This is a genomic window from Arcobacter sp. (assembly GCF_050300555.1).
GTDB lineage: Bacteria > Campylobacterota > Campylobacteria > Campylobacterales > Arcobacteraceae > Arcobacter.
On sequence record NZ_JBNKXY010000002.1, the window covers coordinates 48,139 to 63,477 of the forward strand.

Annotated in this window: 16 protein-coding genes; 10 read left to right on the forward strand and 6 right to left on the reverse strand. The window is 26.7% G+C overall.

Features of this window, described 5'->3' with window-relative positions; genetic code table 11:
- The first annotated feature begins 1 nt into the window (after position 1).
- The 7 genes from ACQY5W_RS01870 to ACQY5W_RS01900 all read left to right on the forward strand — a co-directional run bounded on the left by ACQY5W_RS01870 (position 2) and on the right by ACQY5W_RS01900 (position 6,208).
- Positions 2–1,195 (forward strand): ArsS family sensor histidine kinase, encoded by a 1,194-nt coding sequence (locus ACQY5W_RS01870; protein WP_428023238.1) that lies wholly within the window; start codon positions 2–4, stop codon positions 1,193–1,195.
- An 81-nt stretch (positions 1,196–1,276) separates the two neighbouring features.
- A complete protein-coding gene (locus tag ACQY5W_RS01875) occupies positions 1,277–1,867 on the forward strand; it encodes an LPP20 family lipoprotein (protein ID WP_428023239.1) in 591 nt (196 codons plus the stop codon).
- A gap of 2 nt (positions 1,868–1,869) precedes the next feature.
- A complete protein-coding gene (locus ACQY5W_RS01880) occupies positions 1,870–2,835 on the forward strand; it encodes a hypothetical protein (RefSeq protein WP_428023240.1) in 966 nt (321 codons plus the stop codon).
- The gene (locus ACQY5W_RS01885; protein ID WP_428023241.1) at positions 2,836–3,363 is read left to right on the forward strand and encodes a hypothetical protein; all 528 of its coding nucleotides are present in this window, start codon (positions 2,836–2,838) and stop codon (positions 3,361–3,363) included.
- Positions 3,360–3,881 (forward strand): hypothetical protein, encoded by a 522-nt coding sequence (locus ACQY5W_RS01890; RefSeq protein ID WP_428023242.1) that lies wholly within the window; start codon positions 3,360–3,362, stop codon positions 3,879–3,881. Before ACQY5W_RS01885 ends, ACQY5W_RS01890 begins: the two co-directional genes overlap by 4 nt.
- Entirely contained in the window at positions 3,874–5,520 is a 1,647-nt protein-coding gene (locus tag ACQY5W_RS01895; RefSeq protein ID WP_428023243.1) for a caspase family protein, read from the forward strand. The genes ACQY5W_RS01890 and ACQY5W_RS01895 overlap by 8 nt, the downstream gene beginning before the upstream one ends.
- Before the next feature lie 82 nt (positions 5,521–5,602).
- Positions 5,603–6,208, forward strand: coding sequence for a trimeric intracellular cation channel family protein (locus ACQY5W_RS01900; RefSeq protein ID WP_428023244.1), 606 nt, complete (start codon positions 5,603–5,605; stop codon positions 6,206–6,208).
- Here the strand turns inward: ACQY5W_RS01900 and ACQY5W_RS01905 are convergent.
- The 6 genes from ACQY5W_RS01905 to ruvC are packed head-to-tail and all read right to left on the reverse strand — an operon-like array spanning position 6,203 to position 10,158.
- Entirely contained in the window at positions 6,203–7,132 is a 930-nt protein-coding gene (locus ACQY5W_RS01905) for a diguanylate cyclase (protein WP_428023245.1), read from the reverse strand. The genes ACQY5W_RS01900 and ACQY5W_RS01905 overlap by 6 nt on opposite strands.
- Before the next feature lie 3 nt (positions 7,133–7,135).
- Positions 7,136–7,753, reverse strand: a complete 618-nt coding sequence (locus ACQY5W_RS01910) for a chemotaxis protein CheC (RefSeq protein ID WP_428023246.1) — start codon at positions 7,751–7,753, stop codon at positions 7,136–7,138.
- Positions 7,753–8,118 (reverse strand): response regulator, encoded by a 366-nt coding sequence (locus ACQY5W_RS01915; protein WP_428023247.1) that lies wholly within the window; start codon positions 8,116–8,118, stop codon positions 7,753–7,755. The genes ACQY5W_RS01910 and ACQY5W_RS01915 overlap by 1 nt, the downstream gene beginning before the upstream one ends.
- Before the next feature lie 56 nt (positions 8,119–8,174).
- Entirely contained in the window at positions 8,175–8,750 is a 576-nt protein-coding gene (purN, locus tag ACQY5W_RS01920) for a phosphoribosylglycinamide formyltransferase (RefSeq protein ID WP_428023248.1), read from the reverse strand.
- Positions 8,751–8,806: 56 nt separating this feature from the next.
- Positions 8,807–9,688 carry a DMT family transporter gene (locus ACQY5W_RS01925; RefSeq protein ID WP_428023249.1) on the reverse strand — a complete coding sequence of 294 codons (882 nt, stop codon included), beginning with the start codon at positions 9,686–9,688 and terminating at the stop codon, positions 8,807–8,809.
- Positions 9,685–10,158, reverse strand: a complete 474-nt coding sequence (ruvC, locus tag ACQY5W_RS01930; RefSeq protein WP_428023250.1) for a crossover junction endodeoxyribonuclease RuvC — start codon at positions 10,156–10,158, stop codon at positions 9,685–9,687. The genes ACQY5W_RS01925 and ruvC overlap by 4 nt, the downstream gene beginning before the upstream one ends.
- Before the next feature lie 199 nt (positions 10,159–10,357).
- Between ruvC and dnaA the strand changes: the two genes are divergently transcribed.
- The 3 genes from dnaA to gyrB all read left to right on the forward strand — a co-directional run bounded on the left by dnaA (position 10,358) and on the right by gyrB (position 15,234).
- A complete protein-coding gene (dnaA, locus tag ACQY5W_RS01935; protein ID WP_428023251.1) occupies positions 10,358–11,671 on the forward strand; it encodes a chromosomal replication initiator protein DnaA in 1,314 nt (437 codons plus the stop codon).
- A gap of 160 nt (positions 11,672–11,831) precedes the next feature.
- A complete protein-coding gene (gene dnaN, locus ACQY5W_RS01940) occupies positions 11,832–12,902 on the forward strand; it encodes a DNA polymerase III subunit beta (RefSeq protein WP_428023252.1) in 1,071 nt (356 codons plus the stop codon).
- A 13-nt stretch (positions 12,903–12,915) separates the two neighbouring features.
- Positions 12,916–15,234, forward strand: a complete 2,319-nt coding sequence (gene gyrB / locus ACQY5W_RS01945) for a DNA topoisomerase (ATP-hydrolyzing) subunit B (protein WP_428023253.1) — start codon at positions 12,916–12,918, stop codon at positions 15,232–15,234.
- Positions 15,235–15,339 lie beyond the last annotated feature (105 nt).

A 15,339-nucleotide genomic window follows, 5' to 3' on the forward strand; every position in this document is an offset into this window, starting at 1 on the left:
TATGAGTATTACAAAAAAAATCTCCATTCTTTTTTTTATTAGTTTTTTTCTTATGAGTATTATTGGTTTTTGGATTGATAATATTAACTCTAAAAGAATAGATGCACTTATAAAAGATAAATATCAAAAAATAGCAAATGAAATTTTTGAAAACATTGATAATACTGACTTAATAAATCAAATCATAAAAGATTATAAACTAAAACCATTAAAAAAGCTTAAAGAAAAAGAAAAAGAATTTTTATACTACAAAAAGCATACATTTGGTTTTATCTCTATCTTTCAAGAGGGTTTTGAAGATGAATTTATAATTCACATAAAATATTTAGATGATGAATTTATTTTAAAAACTCAAGATGAAGAAGATATAAATGAAAAATTTAGGTTAAATGTTTTAATCTTCCTTGATATTTTTCTCTTATTTATAATTTTTTTATACATTATAAAACTACTCTCTCCCCTTAAAAAAATAACAAAAGAGATAGAGTCTTTTTCAAAAGGAAAATTAAATACCAGAGTAAATATAGACTCAAATGATGAAATAGGAATTTTGGCAAAAACTTTTAATCAAATGGCAAATAATCTTGAAGAATTAATTAAAACTAGAGAAGAGTTATTAAGAGATATTGGGCATGAACTTAGAACACCTATTGCAAAAGGAAAATTTGCCATAGAAAAGATAGATAACTTTTCACAAAAAGAACTTCTAAAAAAAATCTTTAGTGACTTAGAAATTTTGACAAATGAGCTTATTGAACTTGAAAAATTAAACTCTTCAAAATTAGAGATTACAAATTTTAGTGCAGAAACCTTAATAATAGAGTCACTTAGTAAACTTTATATTAATGATGAATCAAAAATAAAACTTAGTATAAAAGATGACTTTAAAATAAAAGCTGATTTAAATTATTTATCTGTTGCCTTAAAAAATCTAATTGACAATGCTATGAAATATACAAACTCTTTTCCAATAACAATAAAAAGCAAAAATAATGAAATTCAAGTTATTAATGAGGGGAAAAGACTCTCCAAAGAGCTTGATTACTATTTAAGACCTTTTACACAAGAATTATCACAAAGAGATGGCTTTGGATTAGGACTTAGTATTGTAAATAAAATTATAACTCGACATAATTTTGAACTTCATTATAACTATAAAAACAACCATAATATCTTTTCAATAAAAATAAAATAACCACCAAATTTGTAAAGAAAGTGTAAATTTAAAACTCTTTCTATTTTGTTAAAATTATTAATAACAAAATAGGAGAACAATATGTTAAGTTTAATCAAAGTGATTTCATCTGTTTTACTTGTTGCTTATGTATTTTCAGGATGTAGCGATAAACAGTCTGACATAGAAGCACAAGAACAATCAATTTACGTTGATCCAGAGTTCGAAGGTGCCCCAAAGTGGATTCATAAACCATCCCTTGAAAATAAGATTTCAGAAGTAGGTAGTGCTGTTAAAAATGCAGGAAATGATTTTGCTTTTCAAAGAGAAGAAGCAATTGCAAATGCAAGAGATAATATAGCAAGAAGAATAAGTATCAAAGTAAATAATATGTTTAAATCATATAAAGGAACAACTGGTCTTAAAGATGAGGGCACTTTTGATAAAGTTATAGAGGGTGTATCAAAACAAATATCTTCTCAAACTATCAATAACTCTATTGTCGAAAATCTATGGATAAGTAAATCAAAAACAATGTATGTACTTGTATCATTGGATACAGATGCTCTTAAAGCTACCACTAAAAAAGTAGTTAAATCTTCATTTAAAAATGATGAAGCCTTATATCAAAAATTCTTGGCAGAAGAGTCTGATAAAAAACTTGATGCGATGGTTGAAAGCTTAGGAGAATAGTTATGCACTTATTATTTCTTCTTGTTTTACCACTTTTTCTTTTTGCAAAACCTATTTGGTTTTATAATATAAAAAATGATAACAAGAATGAAATAATAGGATATGGTGTTTCTAAAGACCTTTATGAAGCAAAAAAATATGCTATTGATGAAATAGCAAAAAGCCTATATTTAGAATTAAAATCATCTACAAAAATATCTAAAAAAGAAGAAAAAAATCAATTTAATAAAAAAGTTGAAACAAATATAAATATTAGTACCATCACAAATTTAAACAATATTCAATTTATAAAAATAGAAGAACATGAACATACTTGGTATGTGGCAGCCAAATATAAAAATAGCTTAATTCAAAACCTTGTAAAAGAAAATCTTTTAGATAAAGAACTAACAAACTCAAAACAAAACAATTATTTAAAAAATACACCTTTAATAAAACTACTAAATGAAAGTTTGGGTAAAAATCTAAACTATGAAATTGTAAATAAAAACAAAAAATGGTATTTGAAATATGATGATTTTATCAATATCTTAACTCAAGATGATTTTTATAACCTTTTTTATAATCAAAAAAATGAAAATATTAAATTCAAACTAAACAAAAAAAGTTTTGAAGAGGGAGAATTAATCTCTTTTGAAATAGACACAAAAGAAGAAGGATTTATATCTATAATAAATATAGAACATGATGGTAAAATTGGACTTTTACTCTCAAATGAATATGTAACTTCTCATTTAAGTTATCCAAACCATAATAGCTTTAATCTAAAAATTGCAAATCCATATAATTATCCTATAAAAGAGGAGTATCTTCTACTTTTCTCTAAAAATAAAATTGACTTAAGTGAGTTTGAAATCATCAATGAAAAACTTCTTGATGAAAATAGTTTTAAATTTGATAAATTAATAAAATTTATTGATGACAAAACTTTTTTGACATCAATAATAAATATTTCAAAAGGATACTAAATGTATGAATCATTGTGCTTATCACTTCTTTCGGCTTTGTCATCATTTTTATTTGATAACCATAATACTACTATGACTCAAACCATACATATTGAGGGAGCCCCTTCTTGGTATGGGAAAAGTTCAAACAACTCTTACATCACATCCTTTGGTTATAGTAAAGGGGATTTAAATTATTTAGATTTATCAAAAAAAGATTGTAAAAGAAATCTTGAGGATTCACTTTCTCAATTAATTACTATTTCCACAACTAAAAGTTTTCAAAAGCATGACACTATTTATTACAATGATTTTTTAGAAACCTATAAAAAGAATCAAGATTTAAACTCTTTTATACTAACTAACATACACTATGAAGAGATTTACCATAAAAAAGACTCTCAAGAAACATTTTCAAAATGTACAATTCCTAAAGTCCTTTTTTTGGAGTATGAAAAAATAAAAATAAATGAAATTAAAAAATCCTATTCAAAATTCAAATTAGACAAAAATATAGAAATCTTAGACGAAGAGAGTAAAAAACTATGAAATTTATTTTTAGTTTATTTTGTATGACTACTTTTTTGTTTGCTTCTAATTTTTTATCAAAAGAGATGGAAAAAATCTTAGATATAGAAGAAACATCACTAAACAAACCAAATCTTGAAAAAGAGAACGTCATCTTTACTGATAAATTAAGCTATAAAGAGTTTATAGAAAAAAGATGGGAAGATGACATAGAAGCTAGTGAAAGTTGGGGAACAGAGATTATGTATAACTTTTACATGCTTGACACCACAAAAGATATAGAAAAAATAATTAAATCTATTAAATCAAATACTACTCATCTAAGCAATGAAAATATAATAGAGATGAAAGAACAACTAGATATAAAATATAACGAAAATCTAATAAATGATGAAGAAAAAAATAGACTACAACAAGCTATCAATCTTGCAGAAATAGCCGTACGACAAAATAGTATATCAGGAGGGGGAGATAGTGGTGGAAGCAGTAGTGGAGGACATGGTGACGGTGGTGGACACGGAGGAGGAGACGGTGATTAAAAATATATTTATAACTGCTATAGTTACTATTTTATTTACAGCATGTAGTTCAAATAACATACAAAAAACTGAAAAAACTTCTACCATAGAAGAGAGTTTTATTAATGAATACAATAATCTAAAAACCAGTTATTCAAGTAAAATCAAATCAAAATGGATACAAGCTGATAATAAAGATATTGCTTGTAAAGTTTATGTGGAGTTTGAAGATACAAATGATAGAACAAAAAGTTCTAACTTTAAAATTTTTTGGGATGGAGAGTGTGAAAATGGCTATGCAAAAGGCTTAGGAAAAGAGTTTGAAAAAGGTGTACTTTTAGACAATAATAGCATAGCAGTTTATGAAAATCCTCCTTTTTCTAAACCTAAATATTACACTCAAAATTTTCAACTTAAAAACATAGAAATTAAAGGTGATTTAAATAGTGGATATAATGTTTATAAAATTAATGATGAAAAATACCGATATGGTTATTTTTCAAAAGATTATAATCCTAGTTTAATTAACTATGAAATTGACGATAAAACTACTATTTATAAAAAAATCTATCCAAATTTCAATTATGAAATTTTATACAATAAAGAAGATAAAACGTACAACTTTTATTTGAATAAAGAAGATAAAAGGTATGCGTTAAATGATTTGGAAAAAAGAAATTCTATTATCAAAGAGGTTCTAGAAGCAAAAGAGACTGCCCTAGAAAATGAAAAAAAAGCAAATCTTATTGAAAAACAGTATAAAAAGAAAATTTGTAAAGACTATATAAGTGTAAATTTTTTAGATGATAATGAATACAAAGATATTTGTTTTGAAAAAAATTCTACCTATACAAAAACTAAAATCTACAATTCTACTAAAGAAAATTATGAAGATGAATTAGAATATTTATTACAAAGTAGTAAAACAGCTAAAAGAAATGAAAATGCCTACGCTATTATTTTGGGAATCGAAGATTATCTTTTAGAAAGTAATGTAAACTTCTCACACAACAGTGCAAAAATGTTTGTTAAATATTCTCAAAAAATATTAGGTGTACCAGAAGATAATATCTGGGCTTTTGTAGAAGATAGAAAAACAAGTGCTGGATTTATAAAATCCCAATGGAATCAATTTTTATCTTCAATACCTAAAGATGCAACTATATATTTTTATTATAGTGGACATGGTGTTCCAGGAATTGATGGAAATCCTTATATTTTACCAAGTGATACAAATGCAGAAACAGTTGTTTTAGATAAATATTTTATGCTAAACAATATTTATAAAGATCTGACAGATACAAAAGCTAGCAAAATTATTGCATTTGTAGATAGCTGTTTTAGTGGAAAAGATGATAATGGAAATCTACTTTTTGGGGGAGTAGCACCAGTTCTAAAAACAAATCCAATTAATTTTGATAAAAACAAAATGACTCTTTTCACAGCAGGTGGAGCAAATGAATTTTCAAATCAATATAAAGAGAAACATCATAGGCTTTTTAGTTATTATTTAATGAAAGGATTGGCAAAAGGATACGTAAGTTCAAATGATTTATACCAATATCTTAAAAAGAATGTCGCAGATAAATCTAGAAAAATGGGCTTTGCATATAAACAAATTCCTCAATTATCTGGATTAGTAAATAGTGAAATAAAATAGTCTTTGGATTTTATCTCTTTTTTTGTATAATCACAAACTTAAAATAAAAGATTATACCATTGACTAAAAGGTTTATAAATACATGACTGCTTTACAAATTGCAGATATTATTGGAATCATTTGTTTTGCAGCAAGTGGATTTTTAATTGCTGTTCACTACAACTTAGATATTTTAGGAATCTTTATTTCATCATTTCTAACTGCTCTTGGGGGAGGAATGATTAGAGATACTATAGCAAATAAAACTCCATATATTTTTACTGATACCTTGCCAGTTACATTAGTAATTGCTACGGTATTTTTATCCCTAGTTTTTAAACTTCACAAAATACCAGACTTTGAGGGGAAGACTGCTTTTATAGTATCTGATGCCATTGGTTTAGTATCCTTTGCTATTACTGGTTCTATTATTGCACTTGAAAATAATTTTAACTTTTTGGGTGTATTGATTTTGGCTTTTTTAACAGCAGTTGGAGGAGGAACAATAAGAGATATCCTAATAAATAGGGTTCCGTCAATACTAATAAGTGAATTTTATGGAACGGTTGCAATAATTGTAGGTCTATTTATGTACATGTTACATCTATTTCATGAAAATAATATTTTAAATATAACTATTTTATTTATATTCGGAGTTCTTTTAAGACTGGTTGCTTATTATAAAAAGTGGTCTCTTCCAAAGTTATGAGTTATCAGTCACAACTTTGTTTTTCCCACTTTCTTTAGCAGCATATAAAGCCTTATCTGCTCTATTTATGGTAGATTCAATATCTTTGTCTAATTTTGCATCAAATTGAGCAACCCCTAAACTAAGGGTAAAAGAGAGTTTTTCTTTATTAACTTCTAAAAAATAATCTTCTACATTTTCTCTTATGTTTTCAGCAATACTTTGAGCAAAAGATAAGCTTGTATTGTATAAAAGTATTACAAACTCTTCCCCACCAAATCTTGCAACAATATCACTTTTTCTACAATTATTTTCCAATATTCTTGAAAGAGAAACTATAACATTATCACCCACCGAATGCCCATAAGTGTCATTTATATTTTTAAAATTATCAACATCTAAAATGATAATTGAAACATGATGATTATTTCTAATAGACAAACTTTGCATTGTTATTGCAGCTTCTGTAAAATATCTTCTATTGTATAGTTGAGTAAGGTGGTCTTTACTTGAAAGCTCTTTTAACTCTTCATTTAGTTTTTTTAGTTTTTCACTTGATTCATGAAGTTTTGTATGGTCATAAATATATAAACAAACTAATTTTCTTTCTGAATCATAAGGGACAAGGGTAATATCTTGTCGCATATATTTAAAAACTTTTCCCATAATAATATTTGATTTGATTTTTATCAAATATTCATGTGGTTCAACACTAAAAAATGAAGGATTTTTTGTAATTAGAACCGATTTTATTTTTCTTATTAGCTTTTTTTGTTCTATATAAGGAAATTTTTCACAAATATTGTGATCAACTATTTCACTAGCTTTAATACCTGTTTTTACTTCTAACCACTTATTCCATGCTTTGATATTTAAACCATCATCTAAAACCATAATTCCATTGTCAATGGTATTAAATATTATATTATTATTTAATAATTCCATATTCTAGTACTCTTCCATAACTTTGTCTAAAGCTTCTCTCATATAAACAATTGATTCATCTTTTAGCATTATTGCCAATTCACTATTTATATTTTGTTCTTCAAACTCTATTAGTGTAGAAATTATAATAATATGATTATATTCAATTTCATAATGATCTTCCAAACATTGAGCAGAATCTAGTACATTTACATGGGGAGGAGAAAATAAAATGTCAGTATCAATTAGTTCTGCTAACTTACTTGATGTTGTTGATGAAATGATATTTGTAATTTCTAAAACCACATCTTTAAGTTCATCTTCATCTATATCTACTTCACTTATACCAAATTCAATGGCTAAGTTTTTTAAAGATTTATCATCTATTAAAAAAAGATTCTCACCAGAGAGTTTACCATCAATTAATTGATTTGTTAAATAACAAATATGGTACTCTTCTATTTTATTTTTAATATAATCTTTAAAAGTTTCACTTGTAAATGTTCTAATTCTTGGAATACTAAGTTTTGCAAATTTACCAATTATATCTGCTATGGCAGCAGTAGCTGAACCATAAGATATGTTCATCAACTCTTGTAAACAATCTTTTTGGTCGCTATCTAAAAAATCTTCTTCGACCATCATAAAACCTTTAGTTTTTCAAGAACTGGTTTTAAATTATCTTCATTTATAGGTTTTTTTATAAAACCTAAAGCTCCATTTGTTTTTGCTTTTGTCATAGAAGCTTCTTGAATATCAGCACTTACTACAATTATTTTTGCATCTTTATCTAACTTACATATATTTTCAACTGCATCAAAGCCATTCATCTCTGGCATAGTTAAATCCATAAAAGTAATAAATGGTGAATTATCTTTATAAGCTTGAATCGCTTCTAAACCATTTGAAGCTTCAACTATCTCAATATCATCTCCAACTAGACTTTTTAAAGACTTTATTAACATCTTTCTTGCCATCTTAGAATCGTCGCAAATTAAATATTTCATCTTCTCTCCAAATTTAATATTCAATTATTATATGTAAACTATTATTAAAAAATACCTTATTTTAATAACTTATTAAATGCTTTAATAATTGCTTCTTTTTCTAGAGCTTTTATTTTATCTTCTAAGGTTTCAACTGTTTCATCTTCTAATAGAGAAATTTTTTCTTGTACAATATATTCACCCTCATCATAATTTTCATTAACAAAGTGCACAGTACAGCCAGATTCTTTCTCTTTTGCTTCAATCACCGCTTCATGGACAAATCTTCCATACATACCTTTTCCACCAAATTTTGGCAACAAAGCTGGATGGGAATTTATAATTTTATTTGGGAAATTTTTTAAAAGATTTTCTTCAATTTTTTTCATAAAACCTGACAAAAATATATAATCAACTTTAAATTCAAGCATCAAGTTTGTGATTTTTTCATCAAGGTTTTCATCTGGATATTTTTTTGCATTTATTAAAAAATTTGGAACATTTTTATTTTGTGCTTTTTCTAATACTTTTGCCTCTTGGTTATTGGATATTACCAATACCACTTGAGCATTTAAAGTTTTATTTTCACAAGCTTCTACAAGAGTATCAAAGCCACTTCCATTGTGAGAAGAAAGTATTCCAATTCGTTTCATTTATTATCCTAATAGTTCATAAAAGCGAATTATAACGACTTTTGTTTAAACTTATATCATGCTTTTTTTCTTTGATTTATTAAAAATACCCCTAAAAGTATCAATCCCATTCCAACAATATCCATAAGTTTAATATCTTCTCCCACAATAAATATACCAATAATAAGAGCAATTACAGGAGGAACATATGTAATAGATGAAGCTTTTAAAGCTCCTAATTCTTCAATCATATAATAATAAATAATATAAGCTAATCCTGTACCTAAAAGTCCTAATCCAACAACCATTCCTATAGCGCTATGAGCATCTTGCCAAATATTATTTATGCCATTAAAATCTGTAATAAAAAGTAAAAGTAAAAGCCCAAATCCTAACTGATATGTTGTAAATGCTTCAGCTTTTAATTTTAATGGGATAACATATTTTTTAGCATAAATAAAAGAAGCCCCAACACTAAGTGAACCTAAAATCACAGACAACATACCTTCTATATTTGAAGCCATTATATTTTCATTAAATACATCACTTATTAAAAGCACTCCTACAAATCCCAACAAAACACCTAAAAATGCCAATTTTGTGATTTTCTCTTCTTTTAAAAAAATAGCTCCTAATAAAAAAGAAAAAAGAGGAATTGCACCACTTAAAGCACCAGCTATTCCAGATAATAATAAATCAGAACCTTTTACAAATCCATAATAATAAATTACTGTTGCAAGTAAAGACATAATAATAAAATGAAAACTATATTTTAAATCTTTTAGTTTCAAACTTTTTTTATAAATTGCATATAAGAATACAGGAATAAATCCAAATAAAACTCTATAAAAAACAACTTGAATAGGTTCAACATAAACAGCAGCCATTTTCATATAAATAAAATTACTTCCCCAAATAATAGATAAAGCTAAAAAAGCAATAATTGTAAGATTTTTCATTTTAATCTCTGAGCATGAGTAAGTGCAATAGCAATGGCATCTGTTATATCAAGTGGTTTTATCTCTTTTTTCACACCCAATAATCTTTTCACCATAAAAGCCACTTGTTCTTTTGCTGCTTTTCCATTTCCTGTTACTGCTTTTTTTACTTGAAGAGGTGTATATTCTGAAAAGTTACCAAATCTTTGTAAAACTTTCAAAGAGATAGCCCCTCTAAATTGAGCAAGTTTAATTACACTTTTTGGATTGAAGGCATAAAACATATCTTCTATGGCCACTTCACTTATATCATGATTTGAAAAAATCAAATCCAAACCTTCAACCATCTCTACTATTTGCTCTTGTAAAATCTTACTTTTTATTTTTATCAATCCAGCTTCACAAAGCCTCAATTCTCTATTATCTTTTTCTATTACTGCATAACCACAATTTATAGTTCCAGGATCTATTCCCAATATCTTTTTTTTCAACTATTCACTCTTTCACAAAAAATCTATTCACTTTAAAAAACTCTTATATCATCGTTAAATATTTATAAATTTTCACTTAAATTTTATACTTATCCAAAAGTTATTCACTACTTATACAACATTATTTTTATTATATCTTAGTTTTTAAAATATTTTAGATATAATATCTACCAATCAAATAAAAAAGAGTTTATATTTAATGACAACTAAAGAGATTTTATCAGTTTTAAAAAATGAGACATCAAAATCAGATTACGAAAGATATTTAAAACAACTTGCATACAAAAAAGTTTCATCTGATGAAAATATAGCTATTTTTGAAGTACCAAACAAATACATCGCAAACTGGATAAAAAGTAAATATTCTAAAATCATACAACACTGCTTTGAAACCCTTGATGGAACTAAACCCTCTATTGAGATAAAACTAACAGGTGAAAAAAAGACTAAAAAAGAGATTTTAAAAGAAAAAAGTGGAAAAACTGATGTTGAAAGTACTATCTTAAATCCCTCATATACTTTCGATTCTTTTGTAGTAGGTCCATCAAATCAAATGGCATACAATGCTTCAGTTGCAGTTTCTAAAAAGCCTGGTATTCAATACAATCCATTGTTTATTTATGGAGGGACAGGTTTAGGTAAAACTCACCTACTTCAAGCCATTGGAAATGATGCAATAGAACATGGAAAAACAATTATTTACGTTACAATCGAACAGTTTATGAACGATTTTACCTTTGCAATTAAAAATAAAAATATGGAACACTTTAGAAGTAAATATAGAAAATGTGATGTTCTTCTTATCGATGACATCCAATTTCTAAGTGGAAAAGAACAAACCCAAGAGGAGTTTTTTCACACCTTTAATGAACTTCACAATGCAGAAAAACAAATTGTTATGACTTCAGATAGACTTCCTTCTCAAATTGCTGGACTTGTAGATAGATTAAAATCAAGATTTGAGTGGGGATTAACAGCAGATGTTCAAATACCAGGACTTGAGACAAAAATTGCAATTATTGAAAAAAAATCTGAATTAAATGGTATTCATTTAAATAGGGAAATTGTAAATTATATTGCCACAAACCTTGATAACTCTATCAGAGAAATCGAAGGTGTTCTTATACGTATAAATGCAAGTGCATCTTTACTTAATCAAGAGATTAACTTACCTATGGTACAAAATCTTCTAAAAGAACAAATAAAAGAGACTAAAGAAAATATAAAACTTCCTGATATTATTTCAATAGTAGCTATTGAGCTAAATATCAAACCAAGTGATATAAAATCTAAAAAAAGAACAGCAATTGTTGCAAATGCAAGAAGAATAGTAATATACCTTGCAAGAGAGTTAACACATAACTCTATGCCAGATATTGCTAAATTTTTAGGGATGAAAGATCATAGTTCAATTTCTCATAATATTAAAAAAGCAAATGAGCTTATTGAAAAAGATGAAAATTTTAAACTAATAATTGAAAATTTAAAAAATAAAATCATAAATAGGGGATAGGTGTAGAAAAGTTTTAAACTGTTATGTGAATAGATGTGAATATCTTCAATCTTTTAATCACTCTAACAAGTGTTGATATAAAGGGATTAAAACAAGAGTTTTCATCTATTCACATAATCTACTACTACCACTAAATAAAAATATAAATAAAGGGGATAACATGAGATTTATCATTGCAAAAAACATTTTTGAAAATATAATCTCTTCAATGCAACCATTTTTAGAAAAAAAAGATTCAAGTTCTATAACTTCACATATTTATTTAGAAGTTCAAAACTCTAAATTAATATTAAAAGCTACTGATTATGAAATAGGATTAGAATCTTATGTTAATAATATTGAAGAATCTACAGATGGAAAAGGTACAGTTAATGGAAGTAATCTTTTAGGAATCATTAAAAGATTAAAAAATGATAATATTATTGTTGAAACAATAGATAATAATCTAGTTATCAAACAAGGTAGATCAACATTTAAATTACCTATGTATGATGCAAATGAATATCCAAATTTAATTATGAATAGTCAATTAAATATTTTAAATATTTCAACTATTAGTTTAGTAAATAGTATTAGAAAAATTACACCAGCTATTGATAACAACAATCCAAAGTTTGAATTAAATGGTGCATTAATAGATATTAAAAATTCTAAAATAAATTTTGTAGCAACAGATACAAGAAGACTTGCTATTTCACATTTACAAAATATATCAAATAATGAATCTCAATTTATTATTCCAAAAAAAGCAATTATAGAAATCCAAAAACTATTTTTAGATGATGCTAAAATCTCTTATGATGATACTAATTTAATTATAGAAACAGATAATTCTAAATTTTTTACAAAATTAATCAATGGTAAATTTCCTGATTATGAAAGAATTATTCCAAATAGTTTAAAATACAATTTAGCACTTCCAAAAGCAGTACTTATTGATTCTATTAAATTGGTTACTTCTTTATTTTCAAATATTAAAATTACATTTTCTCCAAATTCAATTATTTTTGAATCATTAGATGAAGATACTGAATCAAAAACACAAGTTGATATTGATTTAAATATAACAGAGAATTTTTATTTAGCAGTTAATGCTAAATATTTATTAGACTTTTTAAGTATGTCTAATAATGAAAATATTGTTGTTGGATTTAATGAATCAAACTTACCATTTTACTTAGAAGATGAAAAATTCTTTACAATTGTTATGCCAATTGTATTAGATAAATAAAAAAGGATAACGTATGAGCCAAGAGTATGGTGCTAGTAATATTAAAGTTTTAAAAGGTCTTGAAGCTGTTAGAAAAAGACCAGGTATGTATATTGGTGATACTAACATCAATGGTCTTCATCATATGGTTTATGAAGTTGTTGATAACTCTATTGATGAAGCAATGGCTGGATATTGTAAAAATATTAAAATTACAATGACAAAAGATCATTGGATTAGAGTAGAAGATGATGGTAGGGGTATTCCTACTGCAATTCATCCAGGTGAAGGTATTTCTGCAGCTACAGTTGTTTTAACAGTACTTCATGCAGGTGGAAAATTTGATAAAGATACATATAAAGTATCTGGTGGTCTTCATGGGGTTGGGGTTTCTGTTGTAAATGCTCTTTCAAAAGAACTTAAAATGACTATCTATCGAGAAGGTAAAATTCATTATCAAGAGTTTTCAAAAGGTATTCCAAAAGGTCCATTAGAAGTTATTGGTGAAAGTCCAAGAAAAACAGGTACAACTATTGAATTTTTGGCTGATGATTCTATTTTTGAAGTAAATACTTATGATACGGCTATATTAGCAAAAAGATTTAGGGAAGTAGCATATTTAAATTCATTTATCTCTATTACTTTAGTGGATGAAATTCACAAAAAAACAGATGTATTTCATTTTGAAGGTGGTATTAAACAATTTGTTGAAGATATAAATACAGCAACAGCTGTTTCTGATGCAGTTGCATTTAATGATAATGTTGATGGTGTTGAAGTTGATATTGCTGTAATGTATAATGATACTTATGTGGAAAAAACTTTATCATTTGTAAATAATATTAGAACAATAGATGGTGGAACTCACGAAGCTGGGTTTAAAGCAGGACTTACAAGAAGTATTGTTAAATATCTAAATGAAAATGCAGCAGCTAGAGAAAAAGATACAAAAATTACTGGTGATGATGTAAGAGAAGGTCTTATTGCAGTTATTTCAGTAAAAGTTCCAGAACCTCAATTTGAAGGGCAAACAAAAGGTAAACTTGGAAGTTCTTATGTAAAACCTATTACACAAAGACTTACAAGTGAAAAACTTGACAAATATTTTGAAGAGAATCCAGCTCAAGCAAAAGCTATTATGGAAAAAGCTTTAATGGCTGCACGTGGTAGAGAAGCTGCTAAAAAAGCTAGAGATTTGACTAGAAAAAAAGATGCTATGACAGTGGGGACACTTCCTGGTAAATTAGCAGAGTGTCAAAGTAAAGATCCAGCTATTAGAGAACTTTATCTAGTGGAAGGGGATTCTGCAGGAGGTTCTGCAAAACAAGGTAGAGATAGGGTTTATCAAGCGATTTTACCACTTAAAGGTAAGATTTTAAATGTAGAAAAATCAAGACTTGATAAGATTTTAAAATCTGATGAAATTAGAAATATGATTACTGCACTTGGTTGTGGTATTGGTGAAGATTTTGATGAAGAAAAAATTAGATATCATAAAATCATTATTATGACGGATGCCGACGTAGATGGTAGCCATATTCAAACACTACTTTTAACTTTCTTTTTTAGATTTTTAAGACCTGTTGTAGAAAAAGGTTATTTATATATTGCTCAACCACCTCTTTATAGATATAAAAAAGGTAAAAATGAAAAATATTTAAAAGATGACACAGCACTTTCTAACTTCCTGATTGAAAATGGTTTAGAATCATTTGAATTTGAAGGTTTAGGTTATAATGATTTACTTGATTTATTTAGAACAGTTTCAAGATATAGAAGTATGTTACAACAATTGGAAAAAAGATACTCTTTAGCAGAAGTATTAAAACACTTAATTGAAAATTCAAATTTAGTAAATTTAGAATTATCTGCTTTATATGAAGAGGTAAAAGGATTCCTTGAAGCAAAAGGTTATAACATCTTATCTAAAAAATTAACTGATGAATATATTCAACTTTTTGTTCAAACAAATGAAGGTCTTGAAGAGTTAATTATTGATGATGAACTTTTTGCATCACCATATTTCAGTGAAGCAACTTATATTTATAATAAGTTAGTTGAGAGAGATTTAACTGTATTTGATGGTAGAGATTTAATCGAAATTTTAGATGAAGTTGAAACTTTAGCTAAAAAAGGTGCTTATATCCAAAGATATAAAGGACTTGGAGAGATGAACCCAGAACAACTTTGGGAAACAACTATGACTCCAGAAGATAGAAGACTTTTAAGAGTAACTATTGAAGATGCAACAGTAGCAAGTGATACTTTCACACTTTTCATGGGTGATGAAGTAGAGCCAAGAAGAAACTACATCGAGGAACATGCCAAAGATGTAGAACACTTAGACGTATAAAAGTTTATCTTTTATTCATACTCTGCGTTAAAACGCAAAATTTACTCAGTCACTTACGACTGAGTAAGCTCCCTCCTAAATTTTCCACTTTGCCTTGATTATAAA